The organism is Micromonospora sp. IBHARD004 (assembly GCF_052814115.1).
Genome location: NZ_CP199934.1, coordinates 4,297,693 through 4,323,157 on the forward strand (window position 1 = coordinate 4,297,693; position 25,465 = coordinate 4,323,157).

Consider the following 25,465-nt stretch of genomic DNA (forward strand, 5'->3'; position numbering starts at 1 on the left):
CTTGACCGCCTGCACGTTGATCCCGCTGACCTGGGTCGCGACGAGCGGCGGGCCTGCCGCTGCCAGCCACGTCACCAATCCCACCGTACGAGACATGACGATGGGCAACCTCGCCGCCAACGAGCGTGAGCTGCACATCGCCGTCGATCCCAACAACCCCGACCACCTGGCCGGCGGCGCGAACGAGCGGGGCGGCGGCAACAGCCAGCAGTGGTACGCCTCCACCGACGGCGGCCGCAACTGGACCACCGGTGACCTGCCGTTCGGCACCCTCACCGTCCCGGACGTGGGCAACGACGGCGACACGCTGCTGATGAGCGATCCGGCGGTGGACTTCGGCGCCGGCGGACGCATCTACTATTCGGCGCTGGCACACCGGGACAACGAGGACCCCTGCACCCTGTTTGTCACGTCGTCCACCGACGACGGCGTCAACTGGACCGACGCGGCGAACGGTGTCGTGGCCGCTGGCGGCACCAGCCCCGTGGTCTGCAACGACAAGGAGTTCATCCTCGTCGACCGCGCCAACAACGACAACGTCTACGTGGCGTGGACCCCGTTCGGCGGCGGCAACGACCGGGAGGTCGTCTTCTCCCGCGACCTCAACGGCGCGGGCGACGGCTTTGCGTTCTCTGCTCCGCTGGTGCTGTCGACGGACGCCGCGCAGAACGGCTGCCTGAACCACGGCGCCGAGCTGGCCCAGGAAACCAACGGCGACCTGTACGTGGCCTGGACGACGTTCTGCAACGGCATCGGCGACGGCGCCGACTCCTCCGTCTGGGTCGCCCGGTCGACCGACCTGGGCCAGACCTTCGGCGCCCCGGTCCAGGTGGCCACCCTGGACAACGTCAACCCGGCGATCGCCACCGGCTTCCGTACGCGGTCCTTCTCGAGCATCGACGCCGACCCGGTCACCGGTCGACTCTTCGTCGTCTGGGCGGACTACACCGACACCGACGGCGGCGACGCGGACATCCTCATCTCCTCCTCGCTGGACAACGCCGGCTGGACGGCGCCGTCGGACGTCGATGTGGAGACGGAGGCGGACGACCAGTTCATGCCCTGGGTCGACGTGGCGCAGGGCCGGGTGCACGTGGCGTACTACGCCCACGACAACGAGACGAGCAACCACAACGTCTTCCTGTCCTTCGGCGCGGTCGCCGCGACTCCCGCGTTCACCGCGATCCAGGTCAACTCGCAACCGACGCCGATCGCGACCGGCTTCATCGGCGACTACCTGGCCGTGGACGTCGGGTCGGACGACGTGGTGCATCCGGCGTGGGGCGACGGACGGGCCGGTGCCGGCGGGGCCACCGACGGCTTCACGGCGAGGATCGACTTCTCGCCGCCGACCACGGTGGCCGCGACGGCCAGCCCGAACCCCGTGCCCTGGGGACAGGTCACGACCGTCACGGCCACGGTGGCCGGTGCCCACTCCGAGGCCGAGCGGTTCATCCCCGTGCAGTTCACCGTGAGCAGCGCCGGGACCCCGTCGGTGTCGAGCGGCTCGGGCACGACGAACGCGGCCGGCCAGGCCACGTTCAGTTACTCCAACGGTACCGCCGGGTCCGACACCGTCACGGTCTGGGCCGACCTCGACGAGGACGGCACCCAGGACTCCGGCGAGACGACGCAGACCACGGTGGTCTGGGCGAAGCACGCGACGTCCGTCGCGTACACCGGGCCGGCCTTCGTCGCCAACGGTCAACCGGCCGTCCTGTCGGCGGTCCTCACCGACACGTTCCTGTCCGCCCCGGTGTCCGGCGAGACCGTGGACATCACCCTCGGCACGGGCGCGGGCGCGCAGACCTGCTCTGACGTCACGGACGCCGCAGGGGTGGCGACCTGCACCATCGCCTCGGTCAACCAGCCACTCGGAGCGGGCCAGGTCCTGGTCAACTACGCCGGCGGGGTGAACTACCTGCCGTCGTCGACCACCGCGTCGGTCGTGGTGTTCGCCTGGACGCCGGGCGGCAACTTCGTGATCGGTGACGGCAACGCCACCGTCGGCGCCACGGCGACCTTCTGGCACAGCAATTGGTCCGCGCAGAACTCCGTCAGCGGCGGCACCGCCCCGGCCAGCTTCAAGGGGTTCGCCAACGTCCCGGCCGGCATGACGACCTGCGGCGGCACCTGGCGGAGCGACCCCGGCAACAGCGCGCCGCCGGCCGCCGCCGTGCCGGAATACACCGCCGTGCTGGTCACGGACAGCGTGACGAAGACCGGCAGCGTGATCACCGGTACGAAGCCGCGCATCGCCGTGGTGCTGGTCAACCCCGGCTATGCACCGAACCCCGGTTACCCGGGGACGGCGAAGGTACTGGGATTCCTCTGCCCGTGATCCCGAATTGACCCGCTGACGTACGGGGCGCGGCTCGCATCACGAGCCGCGCCCCGCACCGCCGGGTGGCCCCGCTTGCCACCCGGGTGACGTGGCAGTCCCAGGTGATGGGGCGTCAGCCGCCGCCCGGAGGGCGGTCTATATACCGAGTAAAAGGCATTAGTCGGAATATGTGGATACCAAGCCGTGGCCGGGACGCGACCGGCGACAAATCGGTCATGCCATGGTTACCGTGAGGAATGGACCGCGAGGCCGACAGTTCCGGAGTGGATCCAATCCGGAAGGACGACGGTGAGATGAGCGCCGCCTCCGGCGAGGACTCAACGCAGGCCCACAACGGCGCCTCCCGCAGGGAATCAACGTCCGCCGACGACGGTGACACGACGGACGCCGCCGGCAATGAGTCGCCGTCCCCCGATCGGTGGCGACGGCTGGGCGACCGGGCAGAGGCTCTCCTACGGGGCGCGGTGACGTTCTGGGACCACGTGCGCGACCTCTGGAGGCGCCTGGTCAACGCGCTGCACGAGGAGGAAACCCGCCGGACGTCGGCCTGGCAATCATCAACCCCGCCCCGTCGACACACGGAACGACGCGATGCGCCGGCGCCGATCCCGGTTTCGGCCCGGGGCGGTGTCTTCAACTTCACCGTCCATGCCACTTTCACCTGGTCGTCCGACCGGCTCAAGCGGGAGGCGCTGAGTGGCTACGCGCACTACCACATGCCAGATGTCATGGTGAGGCTGACGCACCTCGCGGCGGCGCACGCCGGCACGTTCGCACCACACCGTGCGGCCGAACTGGAAGCGAAACTGCACCAGCTGCTCTCCGAGGAAGGCCCGTGGCCCTACCCACAGGACGACCCGGCGGCCGAGTGTCAGCCCCAGGTCCGGGTACGGCCTGATGAGCGGGCCATGCGGATCGCCCTGCCCTACTGGGAACAGCTGATCAGAATCGGCTGCGAATTCGACGTACGGAAGAAGCGAGCGGAGTACGCCGAGCAGCTCAGTCGGCACGTGGTGACGATCCTGGAGCACCTTGCCGGCGGCCTCACCGCCGGCGGCGCCGGACAGCGGACCAACGACAAACTGGCCGGCGACGTGGAACGCCTGCTGGCGGAGCACAGGGCCACCTTGCGGCGACTCGAGGATCAGTTCCGGGAAACGCTGCGCGACAGCGACATCTTCGGACGAGCTACATCGAGCGACACCCCGAGACCGCGGCCCAACGGTCAGCCGCAGAAACCACGCCAGGCTCCGGTCGCTTCAGCAGCAACAGACGACGGATCTTCAGGAGGCCCCGATCAGCCTCACCAGGATTGAGCATCCGGAGCGGCAACAGGTCATCACAGGTAGGCGAATCGGGCGGGTTCCTGAAGCACCGCCGCGGCGGACTCGACATCCGCAAGCCTTGCCGCGAGGGTGGCGGTCGCCAGTCGATGAGGGAGGGCGGCACTGAACTTGAGCCCGGCCAGCGCCTTGTCGGTGACGTCCGGCAGACAGATCCGTTCCGCGGCGTCGGCCGTCGCCGCTCGCCACAGCTGTCGGTCGAGGTCCGAACGCAGCCGGATGGCCGCGTCGTCGTACCGCTGTGCGGGGTCGGCGAGGTCCCCCAGGGTGGCGATCAGGGTGGCGTTGGCCCGAAAGCCGGCCCAGGTCCACCAGTGCACCTCGCCGGCCTGGTCCCGCACGATGACCGTTCCGCCGGGGTGCACCAGGGTGGTCGCGTCGTCTCGCAGCGCGGCCAGCCTGGTGGCGGCCCGGCCGGTGAGCCGGACCGGCGGGTCGGCACCGATCAGGACCTCGCGCATCGCCCGGACCATCCGGTACGACAGGCCCTGTGGTGGGCCCCCGGCCATCCAGAGCGCCTTCCCGCCGCCGTCGGCGGGTTCGACATAGCAGCGGCGACGGGTCCAGTCGATGTAGGTGACCCGCCAGCTCCTGCCCGCGAGCAGCAGCAGCCGCGGCCCCTGCACCTTCGCGGTGAGCAGCGCGGGGTCGGTACGACCGATCTCGGTGCGGCCCGACAGCACCGTGAACTGGGGCGGCGCGGTGAACACCGCGAGCATGTCCATGAAGTGCCGACGTCCGAAGCGCGCTTCCGCCTCCGGTCCGATGAAGAGCATGCCGGAGTCGGAGTCGAGGTAGCCGTGGTCGACGAGGTGCCGCACGATGACGTCGGCGGTCTTGTCGAAGGGTGCCAGGCCGTTCCACTCCTGCGCCCAGAGCTGATCTCCGACCCGGTGCTGCTGCAGCGACAGCGCCAGCATCTGCTGGGCGACGATGTGCCGCGGCTCGGGCGGCGGCACCACCTCCTCGACCCAGCCCTGGGCCCAGAGGTTCAGCAACCCGGCCGCATGTAGGAGCCCGTCACCGTCCAGCGCAAGGAACAGACAGTTCCGGCTGCTGCCAGGTCTACGGCCCGTCCGGCCGATCCGTTGCAGGAAGGCCGCGACGCTGCGCGGCGCGTCGACCTGGATGACGCGGTCGAGGTCGCCGACGTCGATCCCCAGCTCGAGGGTGCTGGTGGCGACGATGACGCAGTCCCGTTCCTGCGCGAACGCCTCCTCGGCACGGCGCCGCTCGTCCACGGAGAGCGACGCGTGGGACAGGAAGGTGGTGACGTCGAGCGCCCGCAGCCGTTGGCCGAGTTCCTCGACCAACGCCCGGGACTCGCAGAACACCAGCCGCTTCTCACCCCGGTGCAGGGCGGCGATCACCTTCGCGGCGTTGTGCACCGAGCCGACGTAGTCCAACTCAACCTCGCCCGCCGGTCGGGCGACGGACACGGCTGGAGCGGCAGCGAGCTCGGGAGCGACGACCCGCGCCGGCCGTTGCCCGCGACCGGACCCCTGCAGCCAGGTCAGCAGTGTGTCGGGATTACCGACCGTCGCCGAGAGGCCGATCCGCTGCACCGGCCGACCGGTGACCCGGCTGAGCCGCTCGAGTACGGCCAGCAGGTGCCACCCCCGATCGTCGCCGGCGAACGCGTGCACCTCGTCGACCACGACGGCCCGCAGGCCACGGAAGAACTCGTTGTGGTCGACGGCAGCGCTGACCAGCATCGACTCCAGGGACTCGGGAGTGGTCAGCAGGACGTCGGGGCGGTCCCGCAGGATCTTCCGGCGCTGGCCCATCGTCACGTCACCATGCCAGATGGCTGCCCGCCGTCCCAGCCACCCGGTGTACGTCTCCAGCCGAGGAAGGAGGTTGTTGAGCAGGGCCTTGAGCGGGCAGACGTAGAGCAGCGAGGTGCCCGCCCAGTTCTCCTCCGCCATCCGGGACAGCAGAGGGAACATCGCCGCTTCGGTCTTGCCGCCCGCCGTCGGGGCGAGGAGCAGAGCGTCCTCGCCGTCGAGCAGCGGCTGGACGGCGGCCTCCTGCAACGGACGCAGCCCCGGCCACTGCAATGAGTTGACCACGTGGTGCAGTACGACCGGGTGCAGCTGCTCGGCGGGCACCTAGACGTCCAGGGCGATTTCGTCGGCGCTGGTCGCGTTGCGTTCCACGTCCGTCATCTCAGTGGTGGCGAGGGTGAGCGCGTAGTGCTGCCGCGGGTCGAAGTCGGCGAACTGGTCGACCCGGTCGAGCACGTCCCCCACCAGCTTCTTGAGGAACAGCCGAGGTGCCACGCCCACCTTGCCGCCCAGGCCACCGGCGACGGCCCGCGCCAGCTGACTCAGGTAATCGTCGTCCACCAGGGCCCGCACCCGCTCGGGCGTCGCGGACCCGTCGGCGTAGAGGTCCCGCACCCGGCCGCCGAGCTCGACCAGCGAGTCGCCCGTGAATCCGGCGAGCCGGATCTGCACCGCCCGAGGGTTGTCGAAGCGCGGGTCGGTGGTGAAGTCCACCGCGAGCCGCTGGGCGAGCGGCGCGAGCCGCTGCACGCCCTGCGGCCCCTCGTAAAACGCCGGGGTACCGGTGATGACGAGATAGAGCCCGGGAAAGCGGCCGGAGTGCACCTCGTCGATGAGCTGCCGCAGCGCGTTGAGTGCCTTGTCACGGGCGTCCGAGCGGACCCGCTGCAGCGTCTCCACCTCGTCGAGGACCAGCAGCAGGCCGGGGTGCCCGCTGTCGCGCAGCACCGCGAGCAGGCCCTGCAGGAAGCTGAGTGCGGCGAAATGGTCAAGATCGCCGCGGACCCCGGCCACCCGCCGGGCCGACGCGGCGACGTGCGGCTGACCGCCCAGCCAGGCCAGGACGGCCTCGGCGGTGGCGGGATCACCGGCGAGGGAGGCGGTCCGGTAGCCGCGGAGCGCGGCAGCGAAGGCGGGTGCCGTGCGGCTGACCGCGGCGAGTCGCTGGTCGAGCAGCACCCCGACCGCCCGGTCGAGGGCGTCCGGGTCGTCGGCGGCCACCTCGCCCGCTGCGAGGACGTCCTCCTCCAGTGCGTAGAACCAGCCGTCCACGACCGGCCGCAGCGCGCTCGGCGGAAACGTCGAGGTGGTGAGCCGCTCGGTGAGCCGGCGGTACACGGTTTCCAGCTTGTGCAGCGGGGTCTCGTTCTCGGAGATCTGCACCTCGGCGGTGGCGAAGTTGGCGCGCTTCGCCCGTTCGGCGATCCACCGGGTGAAGAAGGTCTTGCCGGAGCCGTACTCACCGCGGACCGCTTTGAAGACCGAGCCGCCGGTGGCGACCGTGTCCAGGTCCTCCCCCACCGCGCTGGTGAACCGGTCGAGCCCGACGGCGAAGAGGTCCAGGCCCGCCGACGGGACGGCTCCCCGGCGCAGCGCGTCGATGACCTCGCGCCGCCGGGCCGGGCTGACGGCGGTCACGGACCGCCCCCGGGCAGGCCGAACTGCGTCCGGAGCAGGGCGGTGTCCAATTTGACGGTGCGCCCCTCGTCGATCTGGGACAGCACCGCGTAGTTGTCGACGTTGAAGATCCGTTGCAGGGTGATGACGAAGCCACCCGCCCGTCCGGGCAGCTCACCGGCCCGCTGGCCGAGCACGGCCAGCGGCAGCACACCCTTGGCCTCGACCAGCGCGCGCATCGCCGCCTCGATCTTCTGACGGTCCACCCTGCGCGGGGTGAGGCCGTGCTGGGCCTCGAACAGCTCGGTGGCCAGCACCGCGCTCACCAGATCGCCGTCGCCGGCCGGCGGCGCCGCGGCGGGGGCGCTCGCCACCTCCGGTACGTCGAACAGCGCGTCCCCGGTGACAGCCGGCGCCTTGCGGCGCGACCGGGGTGCGGGCACCGGAGCCGTGGGGGCAGCCGGAACCGGAGCGGTCGCGGACGCCTGCCACCAGTCCGGTGGACTGGTCTCGACGGGAGCCCAGCCGGCCGGCGGCTGCGTCGCGTTCGGCATCAGGTACGCCAGCAGCGGAATGGTGACCTCGGCCAGCGACGCGCCGCCGTGGTAGCCCGCCTTGCTGGGGCGGTAGCGCAGCATCGGGTCCCACAGCGCGATGATCCGTTTGCCGTCGGCCACCACCCGGGGGCCGGTCAGCTCCACCTCTCCCGAGGCGACCGGGCCGGGGCCGGTGCGGTGCCGGGCCGAGGCGGCGTCGGCGGCGTTGACATGCTGCCCACCCCGCTCCAGCACGTGCCCGTGGTCGCTGGTGATGACGACGGCGCGTCCAGAGGAGCGGGCCTGGTCGAGCAAGCTGCGCAGGAAGCCGAGGTCGTCGAGCTGCCACCCGGGTTCGTCGCCCTCGCGGCCGTAGGCCAGCGACTCGTCCACGGTGTTGATCACGACGGCCACCACCGGCGCCGTGCCGGCCACCGCATCGGCCAACTCGCCCGCGTACGCCCAGCCGGCTCCGCCCTTGGCCGGCCCCTTGTGGAAGATCCGGGAACCCTTACCCCACCGGCCGTCGGCGAAGAGCTTCTTCTCGTGGTCCTGGTTTCCTGCGCGGAGAGCGCCCGCGAAGAGCGAGGTCCGGGACACCGCGGTCACTGTGGGCAGGGCGGCCACGATCCCCCGCCGGCGGCCTGAGGCGGCACCGGCGAGCGGGTCGTACTCGACCCAGTGCTGGGACAGCTCGTCGGCGAGCTGCACGGCGACGGCGGCGCTCATCCCGTCGAGGACGACGAGCAGCACCGGCCGGTCGGCCTTGACCAGCGGGTCGATGACCCGGGGCAGAAGGTTCTCCACGGTGAGCAGGCCGCCGTCGTTGCCGGGGCCGGCGGTGGCCCACGCCGCGAGGCGACCGGCGAACGCCTGGTCCAGGTCCCGCCGCCGCTGCTGCGCCCGGTCGTGGATCTCCCGGAACGCGGTCTGCAGCTCGGGGTTGGCGTCGTCTCCGGCCCAGACGTGGTTGAGCGCCACGTCGACCCAGCCCCACTGGCCGATTTGCTGGTCCACCCCGTCGGCCACACTCGCCGGCGGCTCCTGCTCGGTGCCGAGCCAGCGCACGAGCCGCTGGGCCATCCGGATCCGGTTGACCCGGGTGGCTTCCAGGTCGGCCAGCCGGTGCCCGGCGAGCTCCTCGACCGCGTCGTCGAGCGCGCGGTCGGCCGGGTCGCGGAGCGCGGCCAGCAGCGCCCGCGCGGCGGCGGTGATCCGCCGGATGAAGCCGGTGCGGAGGATCGGGCTGTGGCCGGCGCTGGCCGCCGCGTTGAACTGGATGAGGAGTTCCTCGGCCCGGTCGAGCGCCGCGTTTCCCTGCAGCCGCGTCTGCCGGTCGCGGGCGGTCAGCATCGCGCTCACCACCTGCACCGCCGCGTCGGCGAAGCCGTGGAGGGTGGCGTCGTCGTTGAGGTTGCCGAAGTACTGGTCGATGCGCCCCTGCGCCCGTACCGCCTCGGCGGTGTCGGTGGTCCACAGGGCGTCGCAGACCAGACCGAGCGGAAGCGCGTCGGCGCCGTGCCCGGCGGCGATGAGCGCGAAGAGCGCCTTGGCGGGCCGCTCGAACTGCTCGATGAGCCACCCGGCCAGGCCGTCGCGCTCCCCCTCCCGGAGCAGCCCGAACGCCTCGACCGCCCCCGGCTCGGCACTCCACCGCAGCAGCGTCGTCACGTCCAGGTCGTCGGGGCTGTCACCCCGGCGGTCGAGACCGAGGCGCACGGCGGCGAGGTGCCGCAGCGCCACGTCGCGGGTGAGCACGGCGGTGGTGAGCTTCGGCCAGCCGGCGGGCGGCATCGCGTCGAGCAGCGCCTCCCCGGCCCAGCCTTCCCGCTCCAGGGCGCTGTCGGGCAGTTGCGCGCCGAAGGCGTCCACGACCAGGTCCCACGGCTCGACGGTGATCACCCGCTGCCGGAAGATCCGGCTCCGCACCCCGTGCCCGAGGCTGGACTCGGGAATGTCGGTGAGCAGGACCAGCACCTCGTCGCCGCGGTCGGCGGCAAGGTGCTCCCAGATGGCCAGCGGCGAGACGCACGGCACGACCCGGGCCGGGCGTCCGCCGGGCAGCAGCATCGCCGGGTCGTGCGGCCAGGCCGGCTCCGCGCGCACGACCATCACCGGGTACGCGTCACCGTTGCGGTGCCGGTCGAGCTGCTGCGTCACCTTCTGCCGCAGCGCCACCGGGTTGATCCGCAGCGCCTGGGATGGTGCGGGTGCCTGAGTCACGGCACGATTCTCCAGGTCACCTCGATGGCGGCACCGGGATGGGCATCCGCGAACTTCTGCAACTCCCGGACAGCCTCGGCCAGCGCTCCAGCCGGAACTCGCTGCTTACCAACGGTGGCAGGGCTAGGGCCTGGACCAATGGGAGGCAGCTTGGGATCAGGTTCGATGATCGGCGGCTTCGGTCCGGGGTTGGTGACCCTGCGAATCAGCGCGGTGGCGTCGGTCTGAGCGCGATTCAACGCCGGGGCCAGCGGGGTGGTCAGTTCGTCGGCCTGCGCAGCGCTGCGAAGCTGATCAACGATGGCTGCGGCCTCGGTCACGTAGGGCTCGGCCAGCCCACGGACGATCTCGAAGTTGTCCCAGGGTGCTGCAGCAAGTGCGGCAGACACCTGGGCCGCGCTCTTGATGCTCTTACCAACCCTGTCCGCGGGACCGCCGAGCTCAGCTCGGGCAAGGCGTTCAATGATCTCGACCGCTGGACGCCTACTGTCGAGCCCGTCGAGCAGGTCCGCGGCTGCCCGGGCGGTGGCAAGCCGGCCGGTGGTCGATTCCTGGTCAATGCCCAGCCATGAGGAGTGCTGCTCGAGCCGGGCCACCAGGTCACGGGCCTCGTTGCGGTGATGCGCGGCCTGGCTGACCAGGTCACGGCCGAACATTGCCAACAGGCGACCGCGGCGAAGCGCCACAGGATGAATGCCGAAGATCGCGGCGGCCCGGCCTCTTGCGACCTCGAAGTCATCGGCGCTCGGCAGCCGCTCCTCGCGAAGAGTGTGATCCGCGCTGATCTTGCCCAGCTCGGGAGCCGGAATCACCTCGCTGCCGTGGAAGTAGAAGGCGCGGTCGGTCTGCTCGGCGAAGGTCGCCACGACGAGCTGAGCGACGATCGGGTCGAGGCCGCGGGGCTTCGGGTCGTCGATCCAGCGCAGCAGGTCGGCCACCCGCAGTTCGCCGGTGATGCCCTCGCTGGCCGCCCTGTGCTGGAAGTGCTGGACCCACTCCCCCTCGATGACGAACGCCGCCTCGTGCATGGTGCCCAGGCCTAGCGGGTTGGCGATGCGGCGCACGGTCTGCCGGTGGGTACGGTCGACCTCGACGCGTCCCTCGGGGGACTCGACGGCCCGGCGGACGTGGTCGAGCACCACCTTGACGTCGGCAAGCCGGATCGGGTCGCCCTTGCGGTCGGGGTCGAAGTCCGGGTGGGCCGGGTACTGCTGGCTGAGCATCTGGTCGCCGATGCTGCGCAGCGCGTCGTTGAAGGTGGCGCCCATCGGCAGCTTCGGCTCGAGCGCCCGCGTCAGCGACTGCAGGTGGTCGTCGAAGCCGAGCACGACGTCGGTGGCCTGCTTGCCGGCCAGCCCGTACGCCTGACGCAGGACGGCCTGCATCTTCGCGAGCAGCGCGCTGCGCTGGTTGGTCAACGCGCCGTGCGCGCGGCGCCGGTCGTCCGGGTTGAGATGTTCCGCGTGGCTGTCGAAGCGCTGCCCCTCGAGCAGCTTGTCGATGATGACGAGCTTGCCCAGCTCGGTGAGGCGTTCCACGGTGAGCGCGGCCGGGATCCAGCACACGGTGCGGGAGGTGGTCCGGCTGATCAGGTCCTGGACCCGCTGCCGGTCGTCGGCCGGGCCGTGGCTGCCGTCGTCGAACGGGTAGTCGATGATCATCCGCCAGCCGGTCGGGTCGTTCGGGTGGAACGCCTCGTCCCGGATGTCGTTGACGTCCCGCACGTTGCCGTAGACCAGCTCGATGCTGCGGCGGCTGCCCCGCCAGCTCAGCCCGGCCTCGGCGAAGAACGAGTCGCTCCACGGCACGCCGAGCTGCTGCCAGAGCAGCCGCTGGACGATGTGCTTACGGGCGCCCTCGTTGTCGTAGTGCTTGGCGGTGGCGAGGACGCTGTCGACGTCCACGCCGACCAGCTCCAGCGAGACGATCGGGTCGTCGCCCTCGCCGATGCGGATCTCGGCGAACCGGCCGGCCCAGTCGGTGAGCTTGCGGTTGACCTGGGCAACCTCACCGCCGGGAATCGGGCTGGTGATGCTGCCGTGGTTGAGCGCGGAGAGCCGCCGGGCGGTCAGGTTCCGCAGGGCCGGCACGCTGGGCGCGAGGGCGGCCAGCAGCAGCGTCTTCACCAACCGGTCATCGCCGGTGAAGGCGCGCACCCGCCCGGCCACCTCGCCCGGCAGCGCGGTGCCCCGACGGGCGGCTTCCAGATCGTCGTCGGTGAGGTCGTATTGGCCGAGCAGGTAGGGACGCAGCTTCAGGTCGTAGAGCTTCTGGGCCATCTCGAACTCGGCCTTGAGCTTCTCCGTGAAGGGCTGGTCGCCGCCGCTGCTGATCACGTCGTAGAGGTCGCCGAGCGGCACGAGCTGGCCGAGGCGCAGCGTGTCGCGGCGGTCGACCAGCAGCTGGCGCATCAGCTTCAGCGCGGTCCGGGAGCGCTGCAGCGCGCTGGAGACGTGCACCAGGGTGGAGAGGAACGCCGGGCTGAACGGGTACGTCGACCGGAAGGCGTCGATGTCGGCGCCGCTGCCGGAGTCGGTGCCGAGCAGGGTGTCGAACACCTCCCGTCGTACCTTGGTGGTGGCGTCGAAGGCCTTGCCGATCGCCTCGGCGGCCGTGGTGTCGTGGGGTTTGAGCAGCCGGCGGCGGGCGATCTCCGGGAGGTTGCGGTCCTCCAGCTTGATCACGTCGAACCGGCCGCTGGCCAGGTTGAGGGTGTCCTGGTAGCTCAGCTCGTTGGCGCCGGTGACCTCCTCGCCGACGAGTTCGCGCAGGTCACGCTGGCGGGCGATGAAGCTGACCACCGGGATCGGTCGGCGGGTGTCGCCGCCCTCGACGAAGTTGGTGATCTTCTGGATCTCGCGGGACACGAACTGCTGGTCGCCGATCGAGTTGGCCAGCCAGAGGATCAGCTCGTCGAGGAAGAGGATCAGGCCGTGGTAGCCGAGCTCCTTGGCGTGCCGGCTGATCTCGGTGAGGCCCCGGTCGAGCGAGATGAAGGCCTCGGCGTCCTCGCGGGCGTTGCTGAAGAAGCCCACGTTCCAGCTGGTCAGCAGGTCGTTGACCAGCTTGCGGCGCAGCCCGTCGGAGTACGCGCCGGCGAACGCCTGGTCCAGTCGCTCGGTGGTCCAAAAGGTCTCGCTGTCGCCCCACTCGTCCTCGACGTCGCCGCCGGGCAGCCCGGCGATGAATTGGGCATCGCCGATTTTCTCCCGCATCAGGGCGGCCTGGTCCAGCAGCGAGTCGGTCCGGTGCACCGCGGGGATCGGCGCGTCGGGGTGCAGCGCGCGGACCCGGTCGACGTAGCCGCCGAGGACGCGCTGCTCCAGCGAGCGGGCGTCGAGCAGGTGGTACGGGATGAGCAGGAACTTTCGCCCGTCCAGCCAGACGCTGTGCTTGGCGACCAGCGGGGCCAACTCGTCGCGGCCCCGGGCGGCCGCCTCGCCGCGCAGCAGCGCGTGCAGCACCGCCATGAAGTGCGACTTACCGGAGCCGAAGGAGCCGTGCAGGTAGGCGGCCTTGGAGGCGTGCCCCTCGACCGCCGAGCGGATCAGCCCGAGCGCCTCGTCGAAGTTGCCCAACAGCCGGTCCGTGACGACGTAGTCGCGGAGGGTGGCATCGGCGTCGGCGACACTGTCGGCGAGCTTGAGCACGAAGTCGCTCGTGCTCGTGCGCTCCGGGATCTCGATGAACTCCCGGAGCAGCGGCGCAGGGGTGGGCGAAGACATGCCGCTTACCGTACCGATCACTCAACAGGGCGTCACACCCTGAGCCACCGACGCGCCAGGAAGGCACCGGTCGAACCCGCCGGGAGGCGCCCTCAGTGCCCGTGGCACCGATCAGCTAAGCGGCGGCTGATGCGAACATCTCGTGAATCGCGTCGAACCGGAAGCGGACCTTCGCCGGGTCCCCGGTGCCCTGCGAGATGGCCGCCTGGAAGTCGACGTCCGACATGAGGTCGAGGAACTTCTTCTCGACTCGCCGGTGGCGCCTGATCAGGACGGTGATCTCGTCCTCGGTCATCGTCGCGAGATTCACCGAGACCGCTTCGAAGAGAGCCTTGTTGATCGGCAGCCTTCGGCTGCCGCCCTTTCGTTCCACCTTGCGGAACGCGTAGTCGCCGAAGATCTCGTACGCCCCGTGCAGCGCCTTGTCGAACTGTTCCCACAGCTCGGAGACCGCCGCCTTGGGCAGCTTGTTGAGTGCCCGCATGGAGGTGCGCAGGAAGAGGTCGAAGTCGTCGTCCGTGTACGAGCTGGGATCGGTCAGCCGGAACGCGAGGAACCGCAGGATCATCTCGCGATCCGCCATGCGGTCACTCCGCACGCCGTACCCGGTTGCGGACTTGAACGCCTCCGAGTCGGCCCACTCCTTGAGGATCGCCCGCCCCTCACCGGGAATGAGCGCATGCCGGAGTTCCTGGCGAGACAGCGGCAGGCCACCGGTGTTGATCCGGGCGAAGATGTTGAACTTGACCTCCTCCGGGGTGCCCCGCCTGATCAGGTGGACGATCAGCTCGGTCTCTCGGAGCCGGGTCTGCAACCGCGCCGGGAGGTCCGCGAACGTCGCCTGGTCGTACTCCTGACCGAGGTATTCGAGATTGCGAAGGCGCAGCGGCTCAACACCGATGGCCTCCGGCTCGACGAACTCCACGATCGTGGTCAACCGCTGGATGCCGTCGACCATCGCCCATACCTCATCGTCGGCCTCGGCGGCGTAGAACGTCGGCAGCGGGATACGCAGGAGGAGCGACTCGATGAGGCGACTCTTGGCCTGCGCACGCCAGATGCCCGCCTGCCGCTGAAAGTCGGGTTGCAGGTCGACCCGTCGGGTGCGGACCCGGGAGAGCAGCAGATCGACGGTCGTGTTGCGAGTTACCACGTCGATCAGCTCTGGATCGAACGGGGTCTGGATCAGGTCATCGGACCCACCCGTCTCGGTGCCGTCCGGGTCGTCCTCGACCTCGACACCGGTCAGGTGCCCGAGAGAATCCAGTTCCTCGACAACGTCCTCGGCGGGATCGGACACGTGCGCCACCTCGATCCGACAGCACCGGTCGAGCTGACCGGGATGCGAGCGATGTTCCGGCGCAGGAGCCTAGCGGCTTTCCCGGCGGTCGACGTGCCCCCTGACGCATTGTGGACAGTCACCGGCCCGCTTCAGAGGACCACCACGTCAGCGGGGAACGAAACCTAGATCCGGGCGACGGCGTCGAGAAAGGACTGCCAGCTTCGGCTGCGGGCGAACCATGGCGGGGACAGCTGCCCGGTGGAGACGATCTTCTCGGCGATCAGCACACTGTCGGCCTCGACGTACGACTGGAACGTCGGACGGGCGCCGGCCGGTCGTACCGCCTTCTTGAGTTGCTCCTTGGCGTTGCGGATCTGTCCGACGTCGCGACCGGCGTACTGCCTCGGCGGCTGCCAGCTGGGCCGCACCTGACGGACCGCCTCCGGGAACAGGAACCACCACGTTTCCATCTCCCAGGCCGGCACGACCGGCAGGACCGGCCACGGGAGCGATCGGTAGCAATCCTCAATCTTGGAGATGAGTGCCTCGTGTGCCGGCTCCACGTCGTCGGCGTCCTCGTGCATGAGCACGCAGCGGATCGGCGTCGCAACGTTCAGGGCACGCAGCAGACCGGACACCCGGTCGGCGTGACTGGGCAGCCTGCTTGGCGGCACGTTGCGCACCAACGCCATCGGCTTGCGGAGTGGTTTGAGGTCGGCGCGGGAGATGTCTCGCCGCAGCGCCGCCACCAGCACCGCGATCGTCTTCCGATCATTGTCGTCCTCGCCTAGGATGACGACGGTCCTGGGCTGCTGTCGCTGCCGGGGTGTCATTCGGGGCAGCCCCCCAGAGCGCCGGAGAACCACAACTCACCGAGGCCGATCTCGCCCCGCAACTCCCGCTCCATCGCGCGCACGGTCTCCGGGTCGATCGCTGGTATCCGAGAAGAGGCATCCTCGCCACGCTCGCAGACGATCAACTCGTCGGGGGTCAGCCGGTTGACCAGCGCCGGCGAGTGGGTGGCGATCAGGAACTGGGTGCGCTCGGAGGCTTGGCGCAGCAGTTCGACGAGGCGGTCCAGGATGTGCGGATGCAGCCCGTGGTCGATTTCCTCGATGCACGTCAACCGCGGCGGCGACGGGTCATACAGGAGCGCGAGCAGCGCCAGCGCACGGATGGACCCGTACGAGGCTTCCTGCAGTTTGGTGGATCCAGGCAGCGCGGCCTCGACGAGATTGAGCACCACTCCCTCGCCAGCCCCACCAATGGGCGTGAACTCCAGGCTCGCCAGGCCAGGAATGAAGGAGCGGGCATCGCGGTGCAGCGCGGCGAACCTGTCGGGGTGCTCCTCGGCGAGGTATGCCAGGAACGGTGCGAGGTTGCTGGCGTCGTTGGAGAGGCGCTCACTGATCCGCTCTTGAGCCGGCCTACGCGCTGCAGCCACATCCACGTCGAAGACGCGGAAGCTGGAGAAAAGATCGGCCAACGCCTCTACCAGCTCGGCGTCGTCCTCAGAGATCAGCTTTGGCAGCGTTGACAAGCCGAGAGAGCCTTCCCGCAGGCTTGCTGTCTCTTCACCGCCCTCGGGCCTGTGGAAGGTGATCTTCCCGCCATCGATCGTGATGCGCTGCCCCGGCCCTGTGGCGCGCTCGAACGTGAACCTCTCCGCGCGGCGCAGGACATGCCGGTCGGTCCGCACCAGCGGCTTCTGTGAAGAGAAGGTCAGGGAGTAGGTGTCTGGAGCCGCCAAGCTGCTGTTCCTGGTGACCGCCGTCTCGACCTCGATACCGATCGGGCTCCTCGGATCACGACTGCCTCGGAACAGCACCCGGTGGATGCCTCCGCGACGCTCGAGCGCCGGTTCGAGGTCATCGCGGGTCGCGTCACCCAGGAAAGCGATGACGTCCAAGAGGTTCGACTTTCCCGCACCGTTGGGGCCAACCAGCACGTTGAGGGCCGCAAGGCGCACCTCCACGTCGCGCAGGCTGCGGAAGTTGGTCACCTTGAGCCTGAGCAGATACGGGGGATGCCGAACGGCCACGGAAAGAGCCTACAGTGTTGATCAGCTCGCGCCACGCACGCCGCGACCGTCGCCCGACCGAAACATCACGCCCGCCGTCCCATGCCCGCCCGCGTCCACCCGTACGACCGCGTATGGCCTGGCTGGGCGCCGCGACGGGAGCGTCTCGTACTGGCCGTACCCGGATCGTCTCCATTCTCTCGTCGCCATACCAGGCAAGGAAGCCCACGCCCGGCGCCACCGCCCTACAAGCGTGGCCATCCAGACGGACAACCGTCAGGCGGAGCCGTCAAGATCAGCGACGGCACGTAAGCCATCACTGTCTCGGATGACAATCTCGCGGTAACCCGTGGCGATGATGCCGGCCGCCCGCAGACTTCCGAGCGCCTTGTGCAAACTGATCTCGGCCGCACCACAGAGAGTCGCCAACTCGCTCTGGGTGAGTCGGACGTTAATGACGAGTCCCTGCCAGTTTCGCTGGCCGTAGGAAGTGGCAATCTCCCAGAGCACGCGCGCCAAGCGGACCTTGACCGGGTAGGAGGCAAAGTCGACCCGCCGCCGGTTCGCCCAACGCAGACGGTCCGCCACAATGCCGGCGACCTCCAGGGCGGCGTCCGGATTGGCGCGAAGGAAGGCACGGAACGCGTTCCGGTGGATGATCCGAACGATCGACGACCGGCAGGTGGTGATCGTGGCAGTCCTCGGCGTGCCGTTCAGTGCGGAGATCTCACCGACGATGTCACCGGACATGCGGATCGCCAGCAGCGCCTGTCGGCCGTCAGCCATGGCGACGGTGACCTTGGCGAGGGCATCGTCTAGCACGATGACGTGCGACTCGAGGGCGCCCTCCCGCAGCACGATCTGGGACTCCTTGACTGAGCGACGAATCCCGACGGCCAGGAGGCGATCCCGAGCGGTCTTGTCGAGCCGACCAAGGAAGGTCCCGGGCGGCCAGGCCATGTCGTCCACGCACCGCCTCCATCCGTCTACGAGATCATCATTCACGTTTAGCTCCGAGATCGCTACCGGTTGCTGTCTCGGCTCACGACATCACCGTGCGGCGAAAGTCGAGAGGATCATCAGGCCCCCAGCAGACGCCATCGCCAACAGGAGCCATGGCATGCTCCGGCGTACCCGCAGGTGCTTCGCCATCGCGATGCGGGCGAGCACGGTGACGAGATCCCACGCTTCGTCCCTGTGCCGTCGAATCGACGCCGCGGACGGGCGGCCCTCTCCTCGGACGAGGTTCGGGAAGCCGAATCGGTTGGCGCTTCTGGCACCGTCGAGACGGGGTCGAAGCGCCAGGACGAGCTGCCAGGTGGCCGACGCAAGCCCAATGACGAAGGGGATCACCAGGAACGCAGCTAGCAAGACGGGGATCGGGGCACCGCCCACCACGTGCGGCACGACTCTGTCCACGACCGCGGTGGCCACCCCGCCCTCGATCGCCAGGAGTGCAAAGGCCTTGGTGTCCGCGTGACGAATTGAGGTCTGGAGCGAGGCTGCCGTGGCCAGGCCAACCTGGAGATCGCGCCAAGGATCGAGGTGAGGCTGTCTGGCCGTTCGCCGAACGTTTCCCATGCTTCGAGTGAAGGCGGGTGCCGGCGTGGACATGGAGTCGAAGTACGGGTTGTCGTCCACCCGACGGTGATGCGACAACCCGTACTTCTATGGAATTTCCAGCGCGCCGAGCCGATAGAGATGACGTTGACCAGCTCACCGCCGTCATCGAGGGGTGGATCGCGTGCCTGACTTCGCAGATCCGGACCGCCGCGTTCTCGTCGCCGTCGACATGGAGAGCTACAGCGGACGGGACAACGTCCTGCAGTACCGGGCTCAACTGGCTTTTCAGAAGATCATGAAGGACGCCTGCGAGGAGCTGGGCTTTGACCGGGTCAACTGGCTGATCCAACAGGGAGGCGACGGGGAACTCGCGATCCTGCCTCCTGGAACGAGTGAGCGGGCCGTGGTGACGCGGCTGGCGCCCACGGTCGATCGCCTGCTGCGCGAGCACAACCGCGGTCTGGTTCCGGAGGCTCGAATCCGATTGCGGATCGGCGTGCACCAGGGGCTCGTCCATCTCGACGGCGCGAACGGCTACCCCGGCGATGCGGTCGTAACTGTCTGTCGGCTGGTCGACTCACCACAGCTGAAGGCTGCGCTGCGGCAGTTCCCGGGCGCCGCGGTCGCGCTGATCGTCTCGGACCGGATCTACCAGGACATCGTCCGGCACTACCACGATCTACGGCCGGAGCACTTCCTATGTGTGACAGCCAAACTGCCGGAAAAGATCTTCGAAGCCGTCGCCTGGATTTACGTACCCGGTGAGAACATCGCTGGTGCCGCTGTCATGAACGACGGTGAGAGAAGCTTCCGTCCTCCCAATGACTCTGAGGAGGATGGTGACGCCGCCGGCCGTCGCAGCCGTGTCCCTATCCCGCAGCCCTTCGGCGGCGGGCAGGTCTTCAACAACATCACGTCCCACGGGGTCAACGCGTACGGAAACGGCAACGTCATTTCCACATCAGGCGCGCACGACATCGCGGATCCATGGCGGTCGAACTCGTGAGCGAGACGCAGCCCGAAGATACTGCCATCGCGCCTGGCACCTCTGAGGACGGCGGTGGGCGTAAGGCGGTCGTGAAGCAAGAGGCTCCGCTGGACGACTCGTCCGCGCAGGCAGAGGCCCGCGGCCAGTCGGACAGCGATCAGGAGGACGAAATCCCTCCGGGTTCACTTCGGCTGGACCCACGGGTTGGCGAGGAGCTGTACGGCACCCAGTTCTCCGCCAGCTACTCCCACGTCAACGCCAGCGGGGTGAACGCCTTTGGCAACAACAACACCATCCGCCACATCAGCTATCAAGGCCAGCCACCCGCCAAGCCCATCATCCGGGATCTCGTCGGAGTGCCGGACCTCCTCAAGGTCTACGCGAAGGCGGCTGCGGACAGCAAACTCTCCGCGTTGCTCCATGAGCGGTCCACCGCCTGTCTGACCGGCCGTCCCAACACCGGCCGATTCAGCACAGCGTGCGTCGCACTGGCTCGACGCCACGGCGCGGACCGCGTACACGAGGTGCTGCTGCCCGAGGAGGTCGGGCCGGAGGCCCTCCACCGCGCGGCTGACAGCCTCGCGGAAGGTCATGGCTACGTCCTACGACTGCCGGGCGACAGACATGTCGAGGCGATGCGTCTGCTCGCTGAGGTCTTCCGGCAACGCTCGGCGAGCTTGCTCCTGATTCGGGATGACGACTCACGCGCCGGCAGTAGGCACAGCGCGGAGGTGCCGCACCGCGGTCCCGACCCTTTGGCCGTCTTCCGCGGACACCTGCAGCAGCAGCTACGCGATCGTCCGGACCTGAGTGACGAGGAGAGCGAGCGGCAGGTCGAGACATACCTCCAGCATGAGGATCTCAGTGCGGCGCTCGAGAGCACATACGGGCCCCGCGAGGTGGTGCCGCTCGCGACGGCTGTCGCGGATCGCCATCCCGCTGACGACAATGCACTCGCGGAGATCGTAGGAATATCCCAGCCGAGGCGAAGGGCACGCGCAGCGGAAATCCTCCGCTCGGAGGCTGCGGGCGTAGAACGACGTCCCCGCCGAGCCGACCAGCACGAACGAGCCTTCCGCATCGGGTACGCCGTCTTTGCCTGGCAACCGCTGCACTACGTCTTCGAAGCCGCGGGCCTGCTGCTCGAGGAGATCGACGGGCAGGCCAATCGGCCGGACTGGGGCCGGATGGCGTTGCAGCACCCGGTGTCCGAGCTGCTCGGGCCACTCGACGTCGACTGGCGGGAAGGCCGGGAGACCGCGCGCTCACGCGGTGGTGTGTCCCGGTCGGCATGGCTGCACGACGGTGCCATGCGAGGCGCCATCATCGACGAGGCGTGGCACGAATTCGACAGCACCAGACCTGCGCTACTCAAATGGCTCGACACCCTGGTCGCTTCCGACGACGAGCCGGTGCGCCGCGCGGCCGCCGAGGCGGCGGGGTTACTCGCCCACCACGACTTCGACCGGGTCTGCACAGACCTGATAGACGGCTGGGCGTCCGCGCCCAGGGGTCGGACCCGTCAAGCTGCGGCCTGGGCGATCGTTGCGGCGGACATGGGCGGCCATGTGCACCACCTCGTCCGCCGGAAGGTACGGGACTGGGCCGGCGGCCACCGCAACTACCAGCGGGACGCGGCCGCTCTCGTCTACGCCAGCGGACTTCAGCAACCAGACCTGAGCTGGAGTCTGGCAGACCTGCGCCGCATCGCCGAGGATCGGATGCAGCAGCACACCTACGCGGTGGCCGAGAGTGTCCACCAGCTCTACATCCACTCCCCCGATCGCGCGGACCAGATCATCTTCGAGCTGGCGCGGTGGTCGGATGACCGCCAGTTGCAACGGCACGCCGGCAATGCCCTCCTCACCCTGGCGTCACGGGCCGCCGACGATCTTCCTAGCGCCCCTCCCGACCTGATGACAAAGCTCGCGGCGAGCCAGGTCGACGCTGCCGATCTCGCTCGTCTCTGGCAGGTGTCGCTGCTCGCCACGCTCCCGTCCCGTCGGGCGTGGCGGATCTTCGGCCAGTGGCTACACAAGGCCGATTCCGATGAAACCTTCCGTAAGTCAATCGGTGCGTTGGTGACCGACCTGGCAGCCGTTCCGGCCCTACGGCGCCGACTGCAGTTCCATCTCGTACGGCTGGCTGACTTCCAGAACGGCCTGCCCGGGTGGCTCGAGAACGCGATGAGGGAGTGGTGAGATGACAGACCCCTTCAGCACAGAAGAGCCGCGGGTGGGACTGTGGCGCCGGTTCGGGACGTGGTTGCTGACGCTGTGGCGTCGTCTGCTCGTGGCGCTGCAGGAGCCGGAGCCCATCCCGGCGTCGATCTCGCCGGCGCCACCGCCGCCACCGCCCGGTCGGTTGACGGAGCGCCGAGACGTGTCAGCGCCGATCATCGTGCCCGCACGCGGGTACGTGTTCACCTTCCGCATCCGCGCCGCGTTCGTCTGGTCATCCGAGGGGATACCGCGGGAGATGTTGAGCGGCTCGGCGCAGTACTTCATGCCGTACGCCATTCGCGCGCTGACTCGCCTGGCCGCTGCCCGCGCTCGCAACTTCGCCGCGCACCGGGCGAGGGATCTTGAGGTGGAGTTGCAGCGGGCGCTGGCCGAGACGGGACCGTGGCGCTACGAGCGCGGTGGTGCGCAGGTCACCTGTCAGCCGTACGTGTGGGTGGAGCTCGACGAAGGTGTCAAGCAGGCCGTCCGGCCCTACTGGGAGCAGCTCATCAAGCTCGACTGCGAGTACGACGTCAACGTGAAGCGGGCTCAGTATGCCGATCGGCTCAGCCGGCAGTGGTTGTCGATTCTGGAGAAGCTGGTGGACAGTCCGGTCGCCGGGGGCGCAGCGAAGATGACCAACGAGAGCCTCGCCGCCGTCGTGCAGGAACTCATCGCTAAGCAGCAGGCCGCCGCACAGCGACTGGATGACCTGCTCGCCGAGGGACTGCGCAGCGACGACGCCTTCGAACAGGCCACCTCGTTCGACATCTTGGCCGAGCGGCTGAAGGCCCAAGGACGGGCAGCGTCGGCGGAGCCGAGGAAGCCGGCCCGGAACGGTTCCACCCCCGACCCCGGCAGAGACTGACCCGCTGAGGGTATGAATTGTGCCTTTCGTCGATAAGTGAGAGGCCCACATGTCACGGCGTCAGGATGGACGCCGGCGGGGTGGTTAACGTCGGGAAATGGCGGCGGACCTGTCAGCGCTTTCGGAGGACGAGTGCACGCTGTACAACGCGCTGCCCGTGGACGGCTCCTCGCGCAGCAACCCGTCGTTGCGCCAATATCTGCACTGGAACAGGAATCGGTACTTCCTGGCCCGTGACGGGCTCGTCGACAAGGGGCTGGTGCTCCGGGGTCGCGGTCGCGGCGGGGTTGTCCGCCGGGCCCAAGCGGAAACCCAGGGCGACACCCATCTGGTCGCCATCATGGTCGAGGACGGCACGCCGGACGTGGAGCGGATCGAAGCCGCCATCACCAACGAGTTGAGCCTGTACCCACCGATGCGCGATGTGATCGAGCGCGACTGGGCCCAGGAACACCGACAGGACCTGCTGGCCGTGGAGATCACCGCGCTGGGCGGTGGCCGACCCGACGGCATCTGGTCCCGGCCGGACATCACTACCGTCGAGGTTCGGACCTTCGAGTACGTGCCGGGCAAGCACCTGGACGTCAACACCTTCGAGATCAAGTCCCCGAGCGCCGTGAACGTCCAGGCGGTCTACGAGGCGCTGGCACATCGTCGCGCGGCCACCCGATCCTACGTGCTGTTCTACATCCCACTGAACCGCGCGGCTTCACTCAGGGATGACGTCGAGGATGTTGCCGCGGTCGCCCGGGCGCACGGCATCGGGGTGGTGACGGCCGGCGACCCGTACGACTACGACACCTGGGAGGAGTTGGAGGAGGCGCGACGTGTCGAGCCCGACCCGGAGAAGCTCAACAGCTTCATCGGCGCCCAGCTCAGCGAACGTACCCGCAGCGTGATCTCCCGACGGCTACGGTGACGGCCGGTGGCGCTGGCCGTCGGTCGCGGCATCTCGGCCGTTCCGAGGATGGGCGCCGGTCGCGGCCGCACGAGGATGGACCAATGCGAGCCGGGGACGCGGAATTCGACGCAGCTGTCGAAGCGACGATCGAGTTGTTGCGAGAGGTGGCACGGAACTCACGCACGGAGTCCGACGCGCTGATCACCTACCGCCAGTTGAGCGAGCGGCTGGCCGAGCGGGGCGTGCACATCCCCTACTACCAGGGGCCGATGCCGCACATCCTCGAGGAGGCCTCCCTCCGGGAACAGGCCGCGGGACGAGCGATGATCTCCGCGCTCGTCGTCCAGCAGGGGACGAACGGCCGGCCGTCGGAACCGTCCGGTGGCTTCTACCGGCTCGCCCGCCGGGTGCCGTTTCAGCGCAGGGGTGACAACCAGCAGATCTGGTGGAACGAACTGCGGCAGGTGCTTGCCGAGAACGCCCTGACGCAGAGCCAACGCGGGGGGCCCGTGACCCTCGACAACCTCGGCGCCTGGATGGTCAAGTGCAACCCCGCCAAGTGGGATCTCGCCACCTTCCTCGACAGCGGTGAGGAGGTGATTACCCGTTGGTCCGTGGTGCCGAGCTACCGCACCAGGCTGATGGCGGAGGGGCAGCGCGTCCTGTTCTGGGTGACCGGCCGGGACGGAACTTACCCGGAGGCTGGTTTGTGGGGTGCCGGCACGGTGCTCGGCCCGGCCTGGCGGCAGGACATCACCGGTGAGGACCCGGGCTTCTGGCTCGACGAGGGGCAGCGCCAGCGGACCCAGCACTTCGCGCCCGTGGACATCCACCTGTTCGAGCGGCCGATCCCCCGTCAAGTGTTGAAGGACGACCCGCGGCTGGCCGGCATGGAGGTCTTTCGCCAACCGCAGATGGGCAACCCTCTGGTGGTCAGCAAGGAGGAACTCGCCGTTCTCGACGCCCTCCTGCCGGCGCAACCGCAGCAGATCACGGTCAGCTCGTCCGGCGCGGGCTTCGGCAACCCGATCACCAACCGCCTCGTGGAGACCGCCGCCATGGACGCGGTCCGCGCCCACTACGAGGCGATGGGCTGGCAGGTCACGGACGACAGCAGGCACTGCTACGGCTGGGACGTCACCTGCACGTCACCGACCGGGGCGGTGGACCGGGTGGAGGTCAAGGGCGTCAGCGGCTCAGACCCGAGCATCCTGCTCACGCGGAATGAGTTCCGTTCCGCCAGGGAGGACCAGGGGTGGCGGCTGGCCGTCGTCACGAAGGCCTTGGCGGCACCCGAGGTGCAGTTCTTCGACGCGGAGACGGCGGTACGCGCGGCCGAACCCATGATGTTCCAGGTCGACCTCCGACGGTTCTAGGCGGTGCCTTCAAAGGATCTTGGCATCGGATGATGTAGCGCGTGGGTCGTCGCTACTGCCGGGTCGTCCAACACCAGTTCGCACCGGTTCACTTCTCCGTCAGGTCGGACATGCAATCGCCTCCGTCGTGGTTCGGTCTTCTACTGTCATCGCTTGCGGTAGTGCGGCTTCACGTAGGTGCGTCCCTTGGGAAGTCCTCGGTCAACGACGACAGATTCGCACTGTGATCAGTTGGCAGCAAGAGGCAATAATGAAGTCCTGTCACGTCTGCAAGAAGGCGGGGTGCCGATGTCCGGGACCGAGTTGATCGTTGCGGCGTTGGCTGCCGGCGCAGGTGCGGGCATCACGAACACCGCCAGCGCTGCCGTTCAGGATGCCTATGCGGAGCTCAAGCGACTGCTCGGTCATCGGCTGCGCGATCGCGAGCAGGCTACGCGCGCCCTCGAGGGCGATGAGGTGGAGTCACGCGTGTGGCAAGCCCAAATTGGTGACGACCTGGTGGCGTCGGGGGTCGCCGAAGATGGCCAGGTCCTGGCCGTGGCACAACGGCTACTCGCCCTGCTCGACGGGCATGCGGCGAGGTACGACGTCGATCTGCGCGGTGCCCGGGGTGTGCAGGTCGGTGAACACGGCACTCAGACAAACAACTTCCACTAGGCATCGGATACAG

17 protein-coding genes are annotated in these 25,465 nt (G+C 68.9%); 8 read left to right on the forward strand and 9 right to left on the reverse strand.

Features of this window, described 5'->3' with window-relative positions:
* Positions 1–94 precede the first annotated feature (94 nt).
* Entirely contained in the window at positions 95–2,341 is a 2,247-nt protein-coding gene (locus tag ACTWO6_RS20980) for a hypothetical protein (protein WP_446215521.1), read from the forward strand.
* A gap of 239 nt (positions 2,342–2,580) precedes the next feature.
* Positions 2,581–3,660, forward strand: a complete 1,080-nt coding sequence (locus ACTWO6_RS20985) for a hypothetical protein (RefSeq protein ID WP_446215522.1) — start codon at positions 2,581–2,583, stop codon at positions 3,658–3,660.
* A 23-nt stretch (positions 3,661–3,683) separates the two neighbouring features.
* Here the strand turns inward: ACTWO6_RS20985 and ACTWO6_RS20990 are convergent, their stop codons facing one another.
* The 9 genes from ACTWO6_RS20990 to ACTWO6_RS21030 form a co-directional block, all read right to left on the reverse strand.
* The gene (locus tag ACTWO6_RS20990; protein ID WP_446215523.1) at positions 3,684–5,798 is read right to left on the reverse strand and encodes a DEAD/DEAH box helicase; all 2,115 of its coding nucleotides are present in this window, start codon (positions 5,796–5,798) and stop codon (positions 3,684–3,686) included.
* Positions 5,799–7,112, reverse strand: coding sequence for a BREX system ATP-binding protein BrxD (brxD, locus tag ACTWO6_RS20995; RefSeq protein ID WP_446215524.1), 1,314 nt, complete (start codon positions 7,110–7,112; stop codon positions 5,799–5,801).
* Positions 7,109–9,850, reverse strand: a complete 2,742-nt coding sequence (gene pglZ, locus ACTWO6_RS21000) for a BREX-2 system phosphatase PglZ (protein ID WP_446215525.1) — start codon at positions 9,848–9,850, stop codon at positions 7,109–7,111. The genes brxD and pglZ overlap by 4 nt, the downstream gene beginning before the upstream one ends.
* The gene (gene pglY / locus ACTWO6_RS21005; RefSeq protein ID WP_446215526.1) at positions 9,847–13,575 is read right to left on the reverse strand and encodes a BREX-2 system ATPase PglY; all 3,729 of its coding nucleotides are present in this window, start codon (positions 13,573–13,575) and stop codon (positions 9,847–9,849) included. The genes pglZ and pglY overlap by 4 nt, the downstream gene beginning before the upstream one ends.
* Positions 13,576–13,690: 115 nt before the next feature.
* Positions 13,691–14,875: a DUF262 domain-containing protein gene (locus ACTWO6_RS21010; protein ID WP_446215527.1), complete on the reverse strand. Its 1,185-nt coding sequence runs from the start codon at positions 14,873–14,875 to the stop codon at positions 13,691–13,693.
* A 164-nt stretch (positions 14,876–15,039) separates the two neighbouring features.
* Positions 15,040–15,612: a hypothetical protein gene (locus ACTWO6_RS21015; RefSeq protein WP_446215528.1), complete on the reverse strand. Its 573-nt coding sequence runs from the start codon at positions 15,610–15,612 to the stop codon at positions 15,040–15,042.
* A 74-nt stretch (positions 15,613–15,686) separates the two neighbouring features.
* Positions 15,687–16,898: an AAA family ATPase gene (locus ACTWO6_RS21020; protein ID WP_446215529.1), complete on the reverse strand. Its 1,212-nt coding sequence runs from the start codon at positions 16,896–16,898 to the stop codon at positions 15,687–15,689.
* Positions 16,899–17,153: 255 nt separating this feature from the next.
* The gene (locus tag ACTWO6_RS21025; RefSeq protein ID WP_446215530.1) at positions 17,154–17,846 is read right to left on the reverse strand and encodes a Crp/Fnr family transcriptional regulator; all 693 of its coding nucleotides are present in this window, start codon (positions 17,844–17,846) and stop codon (positions 17,154–17,156) included.
* Positions 17,847–17,927: 81 nt separating this feature from the next.
* Positions 17,928–18,518 carry a hypothetical protein gene (locus ACTWO6_RS21030; RefSeq protein WP_446215531.1) on the reverse strand — a complete coding sequence of 197 codons (591 nt, stop codon included), beginning with the start codon at positions 18,516–18,518 and terminating at the stop codon, positions 17,928–17,930.
* A 151-nt stretch (positions 18,519–18,669) separates the two neighbouring features.
* On the opposite strand from ACTWO6_RS21030, the gene ACTWO6_RS21035 reads away from it, so the two are divergent.
* The 6 genes from ACTWO6_RS21035 (at position 18,670) to ACTWO6_RS21060 (ending at position 25,452) form a co-directional block, all read left to right on the forward strand.
* A complete protein-coding gene (locus ACTWO6_RS21035; protein WP_446220717.1) occupies positions 18,670–19,446 on the forward strand; it encodes a hypothetical protein in 777 nt (258 codons plus the stop codon).
* Entirely contained in the window at positions 19,428–21,629 is a 2,202-nt protein-coding gene (locus ACTWO6_RS21040) for a hypothetical protein (protein WP_446215532.1), read from the forward strand. Before ACTWO6_RS21035 ends, ACTWO6_RS21040 begins: the two co-directional genes overlap by 19 nt.
* 1 nt (position 21,630) lies before the next feature.
* Entirely contained in the window at positions 21,631–22,518 is an 888-nt protein-coding gene (locus tag ACTWO6_RS21045; protein WP_446215533.1) for a hypothetical protein, read from the forward strand.
* Between the two features lie 97 nt (positions 22,519–22,615).
* Positions 22,616–23,437: a hypothetical protein gene (locus ACTWO6_RS21050; protein ID WP_446215534.1), complete on the forward strand. Its 822-nt coding sequence runs from the start codon at positions 22,616–22,618 to the stop codon at positions 23,435–23,437.
* 83 nt (positions 23,438–23,520) lie between these two features.
* Positions 23,521–24,795, forward strand: coding sequence for a protein NO VEIN domain-containing protein (locus ACTWO6_RS21055; protein WP_446215535.1), 1,275 nt, complete (start codon positions 23,521–23,523; stop codon positions 24,793–24,795).
* 288 nt (positions 24,796–25,083) lie between these two features.
* Positions 25,084–25,452, forward strand: a complete 369-nt coding sequence (locus ACTWO6_RS21060; protein ID WP_446215536.1) for a hypothetical protein — start codon at positions 25,084–25,086, stop codon at positions 25,450–25,452.
* Positions 25,453–25,465: the final 13 nt, after the last annotated feature.

What these genes read in the sequence shown, in the direction of transcription:
- pglY (WP_446215526.1), bottom strand. Translation starts at nt 13,575, where the DNA reads ATGTCTTCGCCCACCCCTGCGCCGCTGCTCCGGGAGTTCATCGAGATC.
- ACTWO6_RS21040 (WP_446215532.1), top strand. Translation starts at nt 19,428, where the DNA reads ATGGCGGTCGAACTCGTGAGCGAGACGCAGCCCGAAGATACTGCCATC.
- ACTWO6_RS20985 (WP_446215522.1), top strand. Translation starts at nt 2,581, where the DNA reads ATGGACCGCGAGGCCGACAGTTCCGGAGTGGATCCAATCCGGAAGGAC.
- ACTWO6_RS21050 (WP_446215534.1), top strand. Translation starts at nt 22,616, where the DNA reads ATGGCGGCGGACCTGTCAGCGCTTTCGGAGGACGAGTGCACGCTGTAC.
- ACTWO6_RS21045 (WP_446215533.1), top strand. Translation starts at nt 21,631, where the DNA reads ATGACAGACCCCTTCAGCACAGAAGAGCCGCGGGTGGGACTGTGGCGC.
- ACTWO6_RS21060 (WP_446215536.1), top strand. Translation starts at nt 25,084, where the DNA reads ATGTCCGGGACCGAGTTGATCGTTGCGGCGTTGGCTGCCGGCGCAGGT.
- ACTWO6_RS20980 (WP_446215521.1), top strand. Translation starts at nt 95, where the DNA reads ATGACGATGGGCAACCTCGCCGCCAACGAGCGTGAGCTGCACATCGCC.
- ACTWO6_RS21055 (WP_446215535.1), top strand. Translation starts at nt 23,521, where the DNA reads ATGCGAGCCGGGGACGCGGAATTCGACGCAGCTGTCGAAGCGACGATC.
- ACTWO6_RS21035 (WP_446220717.1), top strand. Translation starts at nt 18,670, where the DNA reads ATGGAGAGCTACAGCGGACGGGACAACGTCCTGCAGTACCGGGCTCAA.